Source organism: Acinetobacter sp. V110_1, from assembly GCF_031798975.1.
Classification (GTDB): Bacteria; Pseudomonadota; Gammaproteobacteria; order Pseudomonadales; family Moraxellaceae; genus Acinetobacter; species Acinetobacter nosocomialis_A.
In genome coordinates, this window is record NZ_JAVQNN010000030.1 from 1,154,684 (window position 1) to 1,170,208 (window position 15,525).

Below are 15,525 nucleotides of genomic sequence, written 5' to 3' on the forward strand. Positions count from 1 at the left end.
GAAAACCAAAAACTCATTTCGATATGCAAAATCAGACTGCTCCAAATCTCCCCTCAACTCAACTTGGAAAGGCACTGCTTTGTCTTATGACATCGGCATTATTATTTTCCATTATGGGGGTGTGCATTCGTTTTGCTTCGCAAACGGTAGACAATGCGACCGTCGTGTTTTTTAGAAATGCAGTAGGTTTATTTATTTTTATTCCGATGCTGTTTAAACAGGGTTTAGACTTTATTAAAACCGATAAACTGTGGATGCACACGTGGCGAAGCTTAGTGGGACTTGCGGCAATGTATGGTTTTTTCTATGCCATTGCGAACTTAAAACTCTCAAATGCCATGGTTTTTAGTTATTCATCGCCTATCTTTATTCCACTGATTGCATGGCTTTTCTTAAAAGAAAAAATTACCAAATCGATGATTTTTGCTGCTGTTATTGGACTCATTGGGGTTTTATTTGTCGCTAAACCCGACCAAGGTTTATTTAATGCACTATCTTTTATTGGCTTGGGTGCATGCTTTTTATCAGCAATGGCTTTTGTGACCGTAAGGGCTTTAACCAGTACAGAACCACCTGAACGTATTGTTTTTTACTTTTGTGTTTTTGGTAGTTTAATTTCCTCTATTCCGATGTTTTGGCATTGGCGTATTTTCACTTGGCATGAACTAGCACTACTCATTGCCGCAGGACTTTTAGCAAACATTAGCCAACTTTTTATGTCTTATGCTTATAGCCTAGCCCCAGCAGGACAAATTGGCCCCATGAATTACATTGCCATTATTTTTGCTGGAATTTGGGGATTTGTTTTTTGGCATGAATTACCGGATCTGTTTAGCATTATCGGCATATTTATTATTTTATTTGCCATTTTGCTCTGTAATCCATTTTTGCAGAAAAAATTACTCTCTCGGTTTAAATAACAACAGACAAACCTTAATCTAATTTAGGTACTGTATTCGATACTCATTTGGCGAAATGCCTGTCCAGTGACGGTAGGCTTTTCTAAAATTAGAAGTATCTGAAAAGCCAATTCTCTCCGCAATCTCGTCTATGGTTAAAGTTGTTTCTCGCAAGTATTCATCGGCAAGACGGCGCCTAGTCTCATCTAACAACTCTTGATAGGTTAAATCAAAGCCTGCCAAGCGTCGATGTAAGGTCCGCTTTGACATATGTAAGCGTTCAGCCATTTCTTGAGCTGATGGAAAAAGCCCTGTTCCATCCAATAGTATTAAACGAATCGTTTTCACCAACTCTGGTTCTTCAAGTTCAACTGCACCTAACATCCGCTCACAAAACGACTTACACATATCAGCAGTAATCGGATTGGCATTTGGGCAAAGCACATCGAGCCATTTTAAATCAAAGTGCCATTGCATCACTCCAGCATTAAACCGAACTGGGCAATGAAACACTTTTTCATATTCTTCTGCATAGTCAGGCGCTGGATAGGGCAATAAAAGCTTCTTCGCTTGAAATGATCCTTCAAGCACCCGTTCAATTAGGGTTTGCATAGAGCTAAACCAAAACTCGCACACCAAAGGTAACAGCTTACCCAGTGCAATAATGTCCTGCCCTTCAAAAATGGCAACATCATCTCGAATATAAAATGACTTCTTTAAAATAGGTCCTGCAAGCTTAATGTGTCGAATACCAAGCTCGACTGCTTGTCTAAAATTACGTGAGGAATATAACGCATAACCATACACTCCAAAATCTGACAATCGCTGCTTTTGCCCTGCGCGCAGACCAATGAGTGGATCATTTGATAGCTTTTGAATATTTTGAAATAGCTGAATTTTTTGGACTTGCGAAATATATAAAGAGGATTGATTCATAGCATCTGGCGAAATATTTGTGCCAGATAAAACATCGGATATTGAATGGCCTTGCAAACCCATTTCATCAAATAAACTGGTTAAACCCAGCAAATATGTATTGGCACCTAAGGATGTATTATCATAATTTCCTTCGATAACACTATTTGCATTTTTATAAATATTTTTAGGCATTTAACTCGCACCATCCCTAGAGTGACGTGCATAATGGCACTAAACTACCTCTTGTTGTCTCAATTTAACATCGACCATATGACGCTTCAAGCATAAAGTATGATAAGCAAAAGTATGGAAGGAATAATAATGGAACAGTCTACCTTAAAAGAATATAGCGGCTCTGCCACTGAACATATGGAACTTATTTTTTCCAAACAACGTGCCAATTTTGAGGCAGATCCCTACCCAAGTCTTGAGTCACGCCGCACAAAGCTACATCAACTCAAAAAACAAATTATTCGTTATCAAGATGCTTTAGCTGCCGCGATTAATGCTGATTTTAGTTCTAGATCACTTGATGAATCTAAACTACTAGATTTACTTGGCTCAGTGTTGGAAGCTGATCATGCGATTCATCATTTACGCCGCTGGATGCGCCCAAGTAAACGCCGTACCGAGCTTTTATTTTTATCAAACCGTTTAAGTGTGCAATACCAACCTAAAGGCGTGGTTGGTGTAATTGTTCCTTGGAACTTCCCCGTTTATTTAGCACTTGGCCCACTCATTGCCGCATTAGCTGCGGGCAATCGAGTCATGATTAAACTCCCTGAAATTACCCCGAATACCAATGCAATGCTTCGACGTATGCTTGCTGAAGTCTTTAATGAAGATGAAGTAGCGGTTTTTGGTGAAGAAATTACAGACCCAGCAAGATTCACCACTTTGCCATTTAACCATATTGTGTTTACTGGCTCTCCTGCCATTGGCAAAGTCGTCATGCGAGCTGCAGCTGAAAATCTAACGCCTGTGACACTTGAGTTAGGTGGTAAATCACCTGCTATTGTAAGCCGCAATTACCCGATTGCCGATGCTGCAAAACGTATTACGCATGGTAAAGCAACAAATAGTGGTCAAATCTGTGTAGCGCCTGACTATGCATTGGTTCCAAAAGAAAGTATTGAAGAATTTGTAGATGCTGCGAAATCAAGCTTTATAAAAATGTTTGGTCAAAACATCACAAATAATGAAAATTACACATCGATTGTAAATGACCGCCATTTAAAACGTATTCAAGATATTTTGACCGATGCACAAGCAAAAGGTGCACGTGTTATTCCTTGTGATACTTACAGCTTTGACCAACAAGGTCGCAGAATGCCTGTACAGATTGTGCTGAATTGCACGCCAGACATGCGCATTATGAAAGAAGAACTTTTTGGCCCTATTTTACCTGTAGTGGCTTATGATTCTTTAGATGATGCGATTACCTATGTAAAATCGGATGAACGACCTTTAGCCCTTTATTGCTTTACGCATAGTTCAATAGAACGTGATCGTATTTTGCGTGAGACTCATTCGGGTGGTGTGACCATTAATGATTGGGGTTGGCATGTAGTTAACCATGACGCTCCTTTTGGTGGTATCGGCAACTCAGGCATGGGGTCATATCATGGTGAAGAAGGTTTCCGTGAACTTTCTCATGCAAAAACTGTTTTTATTCGTCATCGGTTCTTTCCAACTCAGCTTTTCCATCCTCCTTATGGAACATTCCTACAAAAATTAGCGATTCGCTTTTTCTTGAAAAAAGGTGATCCAAATATTAAATAAAGAGTATAGAAAAAAGCCTCGTAATGAGGCTTTTTTATTGGGTTTAAAATAATAAAATTTCTAATCAAACCACTAAAATTTATTTAAATATAATCAACCTTTTGTGCTTTTAAAATATCAAGCTGCAACATCTTTTTCTTTTTATATTTATAAGCAATAAATAAACCAATAAACCATACTGGTGAAAACTCTAAAGCAATCAGCGTATCATGATCTAAAGCTAAAATGACGATCGTAAAAACTAAAAATAGCATCGTCAGCCATGCCATAAATAAGCCACCCGGCATTTTATATTTTGACTGGATATGTAATTCAGGGCTTTTCTTACGATAATAAATATATGAAAGCACAATCAGCATAAATGTAAAAATACATAAAATTGAAGTCAGTGCTGAGATAATCGTAAATGCAGTCATAACATTTGGAACAATAAACAAAATGGATGTTCCAAGCGTTACACAAGCCATTGAAAAGACGAGTCCTCTAATTGGAACTTTTCTTTTAGATAACTTACTAAAGCTTTTCGGTGCATCATTGTCTAACGCTAAACCGTATAACATACGGCTGGTTGCAAAGATTCCACTATTTGCCGAAGAAAGAGCTGAGGTTGCCACAACGAAGTTAATTAAACCTGCCGCAATTGGTAAGCCAACTAACGCAAACATTTCCACAAATGGGCTTTTTTCTGGTGAAATTTTTGCCCAAGAGGTAACTGCAATAATACAAACCAATGCGCCTACGTAGAACAATAAAATACGTAAAGGAATAGAATTAATGGCTTTAGGAAGTGAGGTATGCGGGTCTTTGGTTTCAGCAGCAGTTGTACCAACAAGTTCGATACCCACAAATGCAAATATGGCAATTTGGAAGCCCGCTAAGAAACCTGTTACACCATAAGGAAACATAGATTGTGTTTCAAACAAATGGCTCATTGAGGCCTTAACCCCATTTGGAGAAGTAAACCCGGTCCCAATTAAATAAATACCAGCAAGAATAAATAGAATAATTGCAGTAATTTTGATGAGTGAGAACCAAAACTCGAGTTCACCAAACAGCCGAACGGCCACAAAGTTGAGTATGGTTAATATGGCTAATGAGGTAAATGCGGGGATCCAGACCGGTAAATCGGGATACCAAAACTGCATGTACCCTCCAATCACAATCACATCGGCAATCGCTGTAATAATCCAGTTACACCAATACGACCAACCCAGAAAAAAACCTGCCCATGGACCTAAATAAGCGGTTGCGAAATCGGCAAATGTTTTAAAGTTCGTGTTGGCAAGCAATAACTCACCCATTGCTCGCATCACGAAGAAAAAGAAAAAGCCAATAATTAAATATGTTAAAATAATTGAAGTCCCAGAAACACTTAATGTTTTTCCAGAACCCATAAATAATCCGGTACCAATTGCACCGCCAATCGCAATCATTTGAATATGACGATTGGTCAATGAGCGTTGCAATTTTTCCTCTTCTTGCTCAGTCATATGCTGACTGCCTAGGAGGTCTCCTTCCAGGAACTGCTTTCCTTTATTATTACTCATGTAATATTAACTCCAATTTATAGCAACCGTTATAAATATGTTTTAATAATATGAGTGACATGAGCTTCGATTAAGCCGAATAAATCATCTTACCAATATTATTAAAACCACTTATAATTTAGTAAATTCCATTTTTAAATCTTAAAATAGTTATTTAAAACAATAAAATATAAACCATAGAATTATCCCATTATGCCTCACCATCTTAATATCTAAAATGAAATAACAAGTTCCATTCATTCAATTAAGATGATGTATATCCATATCAATTTTTTGACTCAGGGATAATATAATATTCCTCATAAAATGTGGTGAGTTGTAAAAACTCACTGCCTAATTAACCGCCATTTGCAAATGCTGAGTATTTTCCAGCCTATTTACAGCTTTCGATTTAGAAGCCTGTTGAACATTAATACTCAATATTCGAACTTCTGCCCCATTTTGAACATTTAACTGTTTAGCCTGCTCTAAACTTAGCTGTATTTGATTTTGATAAGGTGCGCTATACACTACAATTGCCCGATAATTTTCATAATCATCATTAGCAATAATGTAAGGTTCATCACCTAGACTTAAATCAGTAGACTCTACAACTTGTACAGTTAAAATCTGACTTTCTTTGATAGCCCTTAAATTTTCAATATCGGCCTGTAGTGTTGCTCCGCCATCAAAAATATCGACATAGCCTTTATAGCGAAGCCCTTCTTCTAGCAAAAGATTGTAGGCTGGCCGTGTATTTGGATGAACCATTCCAATTGCCGCTTTAGCATCGTCTGGCAACATATCGACATAGAGCGGATGCCTCGGCATCAACTCGGCTATAAAAGCTTTTTGCCCTATGCCGCTTAAATAGTCCGCTTTGGTAAATTCAATATTAAAAAATTTATGACCTACCGCATTCCAAAATGGAGACTGTCCATTTACATCGGAATAGCCACGCATTTCAGCCACAATCGTTTCTTCAAAGTATTGGCGAAATGCGGACAAAAACAAGAAGCGTACTTTAGATAAAAACTTGCCATTTTTATTTAAACGATAGTCTGGGTCTAAAAATAACGTACAAAGCTCACTACAGTTGGTATGGTCATTACTCAAGTACAAAGTCGGTAAAGCGTTATAAACACTTAAAGGTTCCGAAGCGTGAACTTGAGTACCCACATGGAAGTTATACCAAGGCTCTTTTAGACCGAGCGCGACTTCAATACCGCAAACACCGACAACTTTGTTGAGTTCAGTATCTTCTAAAACAAATAAATAGACCTGATCTGCTTTTGGTAATTCACCCGCAACCGTTTTACAGGCGCGTTCAATACGTGCAGCCAACTTTTCCATATTTGGCTGTAAAGATGTCAAACCAAAACCCGCTTTTTGAGCCAAAAGGTAAAGATCATTAACATCCTTAGGTTCAATGTAGCGAATAATCATCATGCGGCTTGTTCATCCTTTTGAATTTCGACAAAGCGAGCAAGTGCACGTTCAAACCGTTTTAAGCCTTCATCAATATCAGCAAATGGAATAATTAAAGACGGCGTAAAACGCACAACATTTGGTCCAGCAATCAGACTTAGTAAACCTTCCTCACCCGCAAGATTATTAATATCTTTTGCCTTACCAGCAAACTTGTCTTTTAAGGCACAACCTATTAGCAAACCTTCACCACGGATCGTTTCAAAGATTTCATATTTTTCATTTAATTGATTTAAAGCGTTTTTATAGTAGTCATGACGTTCTTTAACGCCGTTAAGCACTTCTGGTGTATTAATAAACTCGAATACTGCACCTGCAACCGCACTTGCTAACGGGTTACCACCATAAGTTGTACCGTGTGTACCCACTGAGAAATGCGGTGCAAATTTATCATTTGTTAACATTGCACCGACTGGGAAACCACCACCCAATGCTTTTGCAGTAGTAAGAACATCTGGTGTAACACCATAGTTCATGTAGGCATAAAGTGCACCTGTACGACCTACACCAGTTTGTACTTCATCAAAAATAAGCAAGGCACCGAACTCATCACATAGTGCACGCAAACCTTTTAAAAATTCGATGTCAGCAGGAATTACCCCACCCTCACCTTGTACAGGCTCTACAATTACTGCACAAGTTTGTTCATTAATGACTGCTTTAGCTGCTTCTAAATCATTATAAGCAACATGGCTAATACCGTTTGGAAGTGGTGCAAAGTCTTGTGAATATTTTGGCTGACCACCTGCTGAAACGGTAAATAAAGTACGGCCGTGGAAAGCATTATTAAATGCCACAATGCCACTTTTACCTGCCACACCGCTGTCGAGTCCAACTTTACGAGCAAGCTTTAATGCTGCTTCATTCGCTTCTGCACCTGAGTTACAGAAGAATACTTTGTCGGCAAATGTATTTTCAGTGAGTTGTTTAGCAAGGCGTAGAACTGGTTCATTGGTATAACCGTTACCTACATGCCAAAGTTTTGTAGCTTGTTCTGTTAATGCATTTACTGCCACTGGATGCGCATGGCCTAATGCGTTTACTGCAATCCCGCCTGCAAAATCGATATATTCTTTATTTTCTTGATCCCAAATACGTGAACCTTCACCACGTACCGGAATGAAATTTGCCGGTGCAAAAACCGGAACCATCCACTCGTTAAAGTCGCTACGAGAAACTGTAAAATTATTCATTTTATCTAGTCCATTAAATTGAATTATTCGGGTGAGCTAATGTCCCTATTATTCAAAATCAAATTGATTCACAAAATTTGTAATTCAGCAAAAAATGAATTATTTTTTACCAATTTGATAATTGACAATGACATTATGGACAATATTGATCAAATTATTTTAGGTTTACTTAAAGATAACGCACGGATGTCTGTGACCGAGTTAGCCGAAAAAGTTCACGTCTCAAGAGCAACCATTAAAAAGAGAATGGAGTATCTTGAGACTTCGGGCATCATTACCGGATATACGGTTCGTTTTAAACCAAATGCCGAACGCAACGTTATCCGTGCATGGATGAGCATTATGGTTGAAGGCACCAAAGCACAGTCTGTGATTAAAGAACTACGCTTAGAAAGTGCGGTTGAATGTCTGCATAAAACCAACGGTAAATGGGATATTTTGGTTGAGCTACGTTCCGACACTTTAGAAAACTTCGATAAAGTATTAGAACGAATCAGGAATATTTCAGGTATTTATAACAGTGAAACTAGCATTCTGCTTGCGAGTCATAAGACCTGATAAAGCACTTTAACTTCAAAGAATAAGAATTGATGAGCTAAGCATAAAGTTTGGCTCACCCTCCCATTCCTACAAAGAAATTTCCTTAAGTACCCTCTATGAAAATTAAAAACCATCACAACCATAGTTCATTCTAAAAATCCTCAAGAAATTTTTAATTTTTTTTAAATAATCAAATCAAAAACTTAAAATCCAATTTGATTTAAATTCCCACTTTTTTCACTTACTACCCTCATCAAGGCATTTGACAGAAAATTTAAAACATAATACATATAGTATTATATGTTATATGTTAAAACCGAAGGACAGGGTATAAGAAAATGGCTAAAACTCAACTACAACACTTTATTAACGGCGAATATGTTGCTAGCAACGGAAATGATTACTTCGACTTGGTGAGCCCAGTGACTGGTGAAGTTTATGCACAGTCACCCAATGCAACCGATGCGGAAGTTGACGCAGCATATGCCGCTGCAAAAGAAGCATTTAAAATTTGGGGACGCAGTACACCATCAATGCGTCAAAAAGCGTTGCTTAAGTTAGCGGATGCTATCGAAGCAAATGCTGACCGTTTGATTGAAGCTCAAAGCCGCAATACAGGGCAGTTAAAACACTTAATTGCATCTGAAGAAGTGGGTGTATCGGCAGATCAAGTTCGTTTCTTCGCAGGTGCGGCTCGTTTACTCGATGGCTCAGCAACTGGTGAATATTTAGAAGGTTTAACTTCTTCTATCCGCCGTGAACCTATCGGTGTAGTTGGCCAAGTTACACCTTGGAACTATCCACTTATGATGGCAATCTGGAAAATTGCTCCTGCTTTAGCTGCTGGTAACACAGTGGTACTCAAACCAAGTGATACCACTCCTGAAAGTACTCTTTTACTTGCTGAAATTGCTGCACCATTCTTCCCTAAAGGTGCATTTAACGTTGTGTTAGGCCAAGCACAGGTAGGCTCAAAAGTGGTATCGCACAAAACGCCTGCTCTCGTTTCGATTACAGGTTCAGTGCGTGCCGGATTACAAGTTGCCGCTTCTGCCGCAGCAAATTTAGCGAAAGCTCACCTTGAACTTGGCGGTAAAGCACCTGTACTGGTTTTTGAAGATGCCGACATTGATAAAGCCGTTGAAATGATTGCTTTAACAGGCTATTTCAACGCAGGCCAAGACTGTACTGCGGCAACACGTGTCATTGTGGCTGAATCTGTTCATGATGAATTTTTAGCTAAACTCGTTGAGGCTGCCAAAAATACTCGTTTTGGAGATCCAGATGATCAAGACGCTCTATATGGTCCACTTAACAATGCCAACCAATTGAAAAATGTTAAAGCGTTTATCGACAACTTACCTGCTCATGCCAAAGTTGAAACAGGCGGAAAACAAGCAGACCGCCCAGGCTTCTATTTTGAACCGACTGTTATTAGTGGTTTAAAACAACACGATGAAGCCATTCAAAAAGAAATTTTTGGACCAGTCATTACAGTTCAAAAATTTACCGATGAAAATGATGCGATTGAAAAAGCCAACGATGTTGAATATGGCCTAGCTTCAAGTGTCTGGACCAAAGATCATGCTCGCGCAACTCGTCTGTCACGTGAACTCGATTTCGGTACAGTTTGGATTAATACCCATATTCCTTTAACTGCGGAAATGCCACACGGCGGCTTCAAAAAATCAGGATATGGTAAAGATTTATCTGGTTACGGTTTTGAAGAATATACCCGCGTTAAACATGTGATGAGTTCAAACGAATAATAACAATGCGTTTTGAAAGGAGATCAAAATGAATAAACAAAAAATGAAAGACTTGGTGACTAAAGCACACCACGAGTTATTTAATTTGCATGACACCGCTGCTCTAGACCGTTATTTTTCTGAAGACTTTATAGAGCACTCACCACTCGTTGCAAATGGTATTTCGGGTCTTCGCCAATTAGTAGAAGATTGCCCAGACATGCAACACGAAGCTGTACGCGTACTCGCAGATGGTGATTTGGTTGCAATTCATGGCCGCTTTCAGGGATTAGATGAAAACCCTTTGGTTGGCTTTGATATTTACCGAGTAAAAGACGGTAAAATTGTAGAGCATTGGGATGGGCTTGTAGCAGAAGCTGCACCGAATGTAAGCGGTAGAACACAATTAGATGGCCCAACTGAAATCGTAACTCACCATGACCCAGAGAAAAATCGTGAGATTGTGACGTCTTTCTTTAAGGAGTCATTAATTGATGGAAATTACGATGCCTTCAAAGAATACACCCACGGCGATCAGTTCATTCAACATAGTCCAGATATTGGAGATGGCGTTAAAGCCGTCATTGATTTTTTGAACAATATCCGTAATGAAGGACAAGGTTTGGTATACTCAAAAACGCATCGCTCCATTGCTGATGGTCAATTTGTATTGACTCATTCCGAAGGTAGTATTGCCGGAAATCGACATGCCTATTTTGAATTATGGCGTGTAGATAATGGCAAAATTGTTGAACTTTGGGATGCAATACCAGCCGTGCCTGAAGATGAACAGGCTGTCCATGGTTATGGCGTGTTTTAATAATTATTTATCCGCTTCATTAAGCTAAGTCTTTTGACTTAGCTTTTAGAGAATTCGCCATGTCAGCATATACGATAATTTTTGCACCTATTGCTCAAGCAACTCGTTCGGAACAAGTTGTAGAACGCTTGGAAAATGCAATTATCTCTGGTTTGCTAAAAAGCAATGAACAACTTCCTAATGAAGCAGACTTAGCACGTTTAATGGGCGTTTCACCCATTACCGTTCGCGAAGCTTTAAATACTTTACGTGTAAAAGGTTTAATTGATACACGTCGCGGCAGAAATGGTGGAAGTTTTGTTTGTGAGCTACCTTCAGATTTACTGTTAAACCAACATCCATTGCGCCAAGCTTCAAATGAGTATCTTGCCGATTTAGGCGAGTTTCACAGTGCAATTTTAAGTCATAGTGCATATTTAGCCGCTCAAAGAACCACAGAATATGAACTAGGCAAAATAAAAGAGTTGATTGAACAATTTGAGAAAGCCGTTGAAGCAGACACACGCGCACAGCTTGATTTACGTTGTTTGCTGACACTCACCTCATTTGCCCAATCTGCAAGACTGGCAAATCAGGAACTCACTATTCAGGCTGAATGGGCTCCCCTTATTGCCGTGCTTTATCAAGACAACGATTTTCACCGTGAAGTTGTAAAACAATATCACCATCTTTTGTCGTCTTTTGTTGAAAACAATGAAAATGAAGCTGTGATTCAAGCCAGAAAAATAGTTTCAATGCTCACTGACCAAATGCTTCGCTATAAGTTATCGAGTGAATAAAAATAATAAATGAGATGGCTTATCAATAATCAAGTTAGGAATATGGAATTTTAGGAGTTATCGGAATGACCCAGCACTTAGATTTAGATATAGAAGAGCTTCAAAGTTTATTAAAAAGTGTTGTTGAGGAAACAACAACTATTACGGAAACACTGGCGGCTAAAGCAAGCAAAATTCTGTCAAAGCATGCATCTGAAAAAAATGCAGATATTAAGCTTTCAACTTCAGAACGCTCTGCTTTGCAGAAGGAAATTAAAAATGCGCTAAATCAGAGCCATTATAGTCAAGGAACTGGTTTTGCAAGTTATAGTCCAGCAACGCAAGACGAGCAAGACTACTGGACACTCGAATGGTGGTATAAAAAAGAAGACCAGTTACAACAAGCGAAACTTGAAAACTACCAAAATGCGCAGCGCTTTTTAGATTTCCGCTCTTTTGAATGGTTCCACAAACCTGCTCAAGATAAAAGCCCATGCATACATGGCCCTTACGTTGATTATATTTGTAACGGCGCCTACACCATCACCATTGCTCACCCGGTCATGATTCATGATCAGTTTATTGGTGTCATTGCTACCGATATTTTAGTTTCGGCGCTTGAAAAGCTACTTATGCCAAAACTCAAAAATATCAAGCAAAAGGCAGTCATTATGAATGATTCATCTCGGGTCATTACTTCAAACGACATTAGCATCCGAACTGGAACCTTATTTAAAGAAAAAGCTGTTCAACAGTTTTTCTCGCGACCCTGTCCATCTTTCCAGTTGGTTGTGATCTAAAAAGAAAAGAATAATAGCTCTTTATTCTAACTTTAGTGTGCCACCAAGGTGAAATAGCACTTTAAGCCTCTAGCTACTGTTCAAACTTTCTTCAATCAGACTTGTTTATTCAAGTCTAGGGGAAGTTTTGGCCTAAAAATAGCATCGCCTTTCTGGATGAAAAGCAAAAATAACGAAATTTGAGGTTGAAAAGACATGGAAAATAAAGCGTCTTCCTTAAAAAAACTATCACTATGGCAAGTCACGATTATTGGTATTGCCTATATGACCCCCATGACGGTTTTTGATACTTTCGGTATTGTTTCCGGAATTACCAATGGTCATGTTCCTCTCGCATATTTACTTGCTTTAGGCGCGATGCTGCTCACCGCCTGGAGCTATGCGAGGTTTAGTAAAAATTCTGAAAGATCAGGTTCGGCCTATAGTTATACAGCTGAAAGTTTAGGGCCTAAAAGTGGATTTTTCGTTGGCTGGTGTTCTCTACTCGACTATCTGTTATTACCCCTTATTAATGTGTTACTGGCTGCAATTTATCTCACCGCACTCATTCCGAGTATGCCTTATTGGTTTTGGGTGCTGGTATCGGCGGGCCTTGTGACTTTAGTCAACTGTTTCCGTATTCGATTACTTGCCAACTTAAGCCTCGTGTTTGTGTTTGCTCCGATTATCCTTATGGTCATTTTTGTATATTTAGTGGTTCGTGGTATTGGCTCAACTCAAGGTTATGAACACGTGCTGACCTTGGCTCCGCTATGGCATGGTCAGCAATCGCTATTACCGCTCGTTGCTGGCGCTTCGGTTTTATGTTTTTCATTTTTAGGTTTTGATGCAGTCACTACTCTTTCAAATGAAACCAAACAACCCACTAAAAATATTCCTCGAGCAGTCATGTTAACAACACTTACTGGCGGGCTTATTTTCTTCACAGCCGCTTGGTTTATTCAGCTTTATTTTCCAAACAATGTTCGTTTTCACCACCCTTCAGAAGCACTTCCTGAAATTGTGCTTTATGTAGGCGGCGCGTTGTTTCAGTCGATATTTTTATGCGGCCAAATTATGAACACAGTCGCCTCTGGTCTTGCCTCGCATGCCAGTGCTTCGCGTTTACTGTATATAATGGGCGCCGACAATATTTTCCCTAAAAAGTATTTTGGAACCATCCATAGCTCTTTAGGTACGCCATTTTTCTCGGTTTTATTTGTCGGGCTTATTTCAATGTCGGCTATTTTTTTAGATTTAGCTCAAGTCGTAAGCCTGATCAGTTTTGGTGCGCTCGTTGCTTTTACGGCCGTCAACTTCTCAGTTTTTATGAAATTTTATATTAAAGATAAACAGCGCTTAGGTTTTAAAAATAAATTTCTAAACCTATTTTTACCGCTTCTATCGGTCATTAGCATTATTTGCTTATGGCTCAATCTTGACTCATCTTCACTGATTTTTGGATGCTTCTGGTTATCTTTAGGCATTCTTCTATTTATTTATAAAACGATTAAAAAACAAAGTATTGCCATTAGTAATGCTTATTAATTTTTTAAGGAACTTCTCTATGAAAATTATTTCTAAACCCCAGCTTTTAAAAGATGTGGAATACAAACCAAGTAAATCTCTACAAGTGGGCAAAGAGTGGAGCTGGTTAAATCCAAAACATGCGAAATTTGATACAGCCACGGTTAATGATGCGTCGGTAGATAACCCAGCCAACTACTATGAAAGCTCACTGTCTGATTGGTATACCTTTGATAGTTTAAATGCCGACATTGAATGTGATGTCGTGGTTATTGGCGGTGGTTTATTAGGTTCATCGACTGCCCTACACCTAGCTGAACAAGGTGTAGATACGGTTTTATTAGAAAAAAACCGCATTGGTAGCGCAGCTTCTGGCCGAAATGGTGGACAACTTACTCCTGGTTTAGCACGCTGGGAAGCTCAAGAAATGGCCGATCGCTTAGGTTATGAAGATGCAAAAAAACTTTGGCATTTTACCTCTACTGAAGCGATGCAACTCATTGATGACATCTCGGAAAAATACCAGCTCGATTTTGACCGAAAATACGGCCATATTACTGCCGCCGTTCATGAAGGACATTTGGTTGGCTTAACACAGGGTGCCGATGCCCGAAAATATTTAGGCGAAGACCATACCCGTATTGTAGGTAAGCACGAACTTATGGACTATATTAAGTCGGACTACTATACAGGCGGTTTAATTGATGAGTTAGGTGGACAGATCCATCCCTTGGCTTTAAACCGCGGCTTAATTTATGGTTTTTGCCAAAACGGCGGTACTGTTTATGAACAAACAGAAGTTATTTCAATAGTAGAAAAAACAGATGGTATTTATGTTCAAACAGCAAATGCTGTCGTAAAAGCTAAAAAGTCTGTGGTGTTAGCAGTACACCATGCCTCGTTTAAACTTTTATCTGAACAAAGCAATACCACTATTCCGTTTTACACCTATGTCGCGACGACTGCCCCACTAGAGCTTGATACAAAAGAGCTACTGCCATTTGAGCATCCAGTCTATGACACTCAGTTCCAGATTGATTACTACCGTCCCGTGTTTAATAACCGTTTACTGTTTGGTGGCCAAGGCACAGGAACATGTTGGGGTCCAGAGAAAACTTTAAATTATCTAGAACATCGAATTCATACGGTTTTCCCTCAAATTAAAAATCTAGAAATGGATTTTGTCTGGAGTGGGACAACTGATTTAACCGTAAATGGTGCAGTCGATAGCCGGAAGTTTGGTAATAAGTTCCCGATTTATGCTGTTCACGGCTGGAGTGGTCACGGCGTTGCACAGACGGTACGTATTGGTAAAGCCATTGCAAATGACTTTGTTGGGCAATCTAATGACTTCGAAATGTTATCTAAAATTGACCATCAAAATATTATGTTTGGTCGTACCCTTGCTCCCGTTGTCATTCCACTCGCAAAAAGTATGTATGGTATCGGCGCAATGATTAACCCGGGCAAAATGGTGTCTTTCTAATTTATAGAATTACTAATTTTCAGAAAAAGGATTCGTATAGCTTTGTACGGATCCTTTTTTA

Annotated in this window: 13 protein-coding genes; 9 read left to right on the top strand and 4 right to left on the bottom strand. The window is 39.0% G+C overall.

Translation table 11 applies throughout. The annotated features are described in order from the left end of the window. The first annotated feature begins 23 nt into the window (after positions 1-23). Complete coding sequence (locus RMA95_RS16380; protein ID WP_104918994.1) at positions 24-920, top strand: DMT family transporter; 897 nt, start codon at positions 24-26, stop codon at positions 918-920. 18 nt (positions 921-938) lie between these two features. On the opposite strand, the gene RMA95_RS16385 is transcribed toward RMA95_RS16380, so the two are convergent. After that, positions 939-2,009, bottom strand: a complete 1,071-nt coding sequence (locus tag RMA95_RS16385; RefSeq protein WP_311071937.1) for an AraC family transcriptional regulator — start codon at positions 2,007-2,009, stop codon at positions 939-941. Positions 2,010-2,138: 129 nt separating this feature from the next. Between RMA95_RS16385 and RMA95_RS16390 the strand changes: the two genes are divergently transcribed. Then, the gene (locus tag RMA95_RS16390; RefSeq protein WP_311071938.1) at positions 2,139-3,599 is read left to right on the top strand and encodes a coniferyl aldehyde dehydrogenase; all 1,461 of its coding nucleotides are present in this window, start codon (positions 2,139-2,141) and stop codon (positions 3,597-3,599) included. 83 nt (positions 3,600-3,682) lie between these two features. Here the strand turns inward: RMA95_RS16390 and RMA95_RS16395 are convergent, their stop codons facing one another. The 3 genes from RMA95_RS16395 to RMA95_RS16405 all read right to left on the bottom strand — a co-directional run bounded on the left by RMA95_RS16395 (position 3,683) and on the right by RMA95_RS16405 (position 7,806). Continuing rightward, positions 3,683-5,146: an amino acid permease gene (locus RMA95_RS16395; protein ID WP_311071939.1), complete on the bottom strand. Its 1,464-nt coding sequence runs from the start codon at positions 5,144-5,146 to the stop codon at positions 3,683-3,685. A 333-nt stretch (positions 5,147-5,479) separates the two neighbouring features. Continuing rightward, positions 5,480-6,574 (bottom strand): arginine N-succinyltransferase, encoded by a 1,095-nt coding sequence (astA, locus tag RMA95_RS16400; protein ID WP_311071940.1) that lies wholly within the window; start codon positions 6,572-6,574, stop codon positions 5,480-5,482. Further along, positions 6,571-7,806 (bottom strand): aspartate aminotransferase family protein, encoded by a 1,236-nt coding sequence (locus tag RMA95_RS16405; protein WP_311071941.1) that lies wholly within the window; start codon positions 7,804-7,806, stop codon positions 6,571-6,573. The genes astA and RMA95_RS16405 overlap by 4 nt, the downstream gene beginning before the upstream one ends. Before the next feature lie 135 nt (positions 7,807-7,941). Here RMA95_RS16405 and RMA95_RS16410 point away from each other — a divergent pair, with 135 nt between their 5' ends. The 7 genes from RMA95_RS16410 (at position 7,942) to RMA95_RS16440 (ending at position 15,464) form a co-directional block, all read left to right on the top strand. Further along, complete coding sequence (locus tag RMA95_RS16410) at positions 7,942-8,364, top strand: Lrp/AsnC family transcriptional regulator (protein WP_191106786.1); 423 nt, start codon at positions 7,942-7,944, stop codon at positions 8,362-8,364. A gap of 320 nt (positions 8,365-8,684) precedes the next feature. Continuing rightward, on the top strand, positions 8,685-10,115 hold the full coding sequence (locus tag RMA95_RS16415; RefSeq protein WP_311071943.1) for a gamma-aminobutyraldehyde dehydrogenase: 1,431 nt from the start codon (positions 8,685-8,687) through the stop codon (positions 10,113-10,115). 28 nt (positions 10,116-10,143) lie between these two features. Beyond that, positions 10,144-10,914 carry a nuclear transport factor 2 family protein gene (locus RMA95_RS16420; protein WP_311071946.1) on the top strand — a complete coding sequence of 257 codons (771 nt, stop codon included), beginning with the start codon at positions 10,144-10,146 and terminating at the stop codon, positions 10,912-10,914. 59 nt (positions 10,915-10,973) lie between these two features. Next, the gene (locus RMA95_RS16425) at positions 10,974-11,693 is read left to right on the top strand and encodes a FadR/GntR family transcriptional regulator (protein WP_086495971.1); all 720 of its coding nucleotides are present in this window, start codon (positions 10,974-10,976) and stop codon (positions 11,691-11,693) included. 65 nt (positions 11,694-11,758) lie between these two features. Beyond that, positions 11,759-12,472, top strand: a complete 714-nt coding sequence (locus RMA95_RS16430) for a cache domain-containing protein (RefSeq protein WP_049064971.1) — start codon at positions 11,759-11,761, stop codon at positions 12,470-12,472. Positions 12,473-12,667: 195 nt separating this feature from the next. Next, positions 12,668-13,999 (top strand): APC family permease, encoded by a 1,332-nt coding sequence (locus RMA95_RS16435; protein ID WP_311071950.1) that lies wholly within the window; start codon positions 12,668-12,670, stop codon positions 13,997-13,999. A 19-nt stretch (positions 14,000-14,018) separates the two neighbouring features. Next, entirely contained in the window at positions 14,019-15,464 is a 1,446-nt protein-coding gene (locus tag RMA95_RS16440) for an FAD-dependent oxidoreductase (protein WP_311071952.1), read from the top strand. The last annotated feature ends 61 nt before the right edge of the window (positions 15,465-15,525 follow it).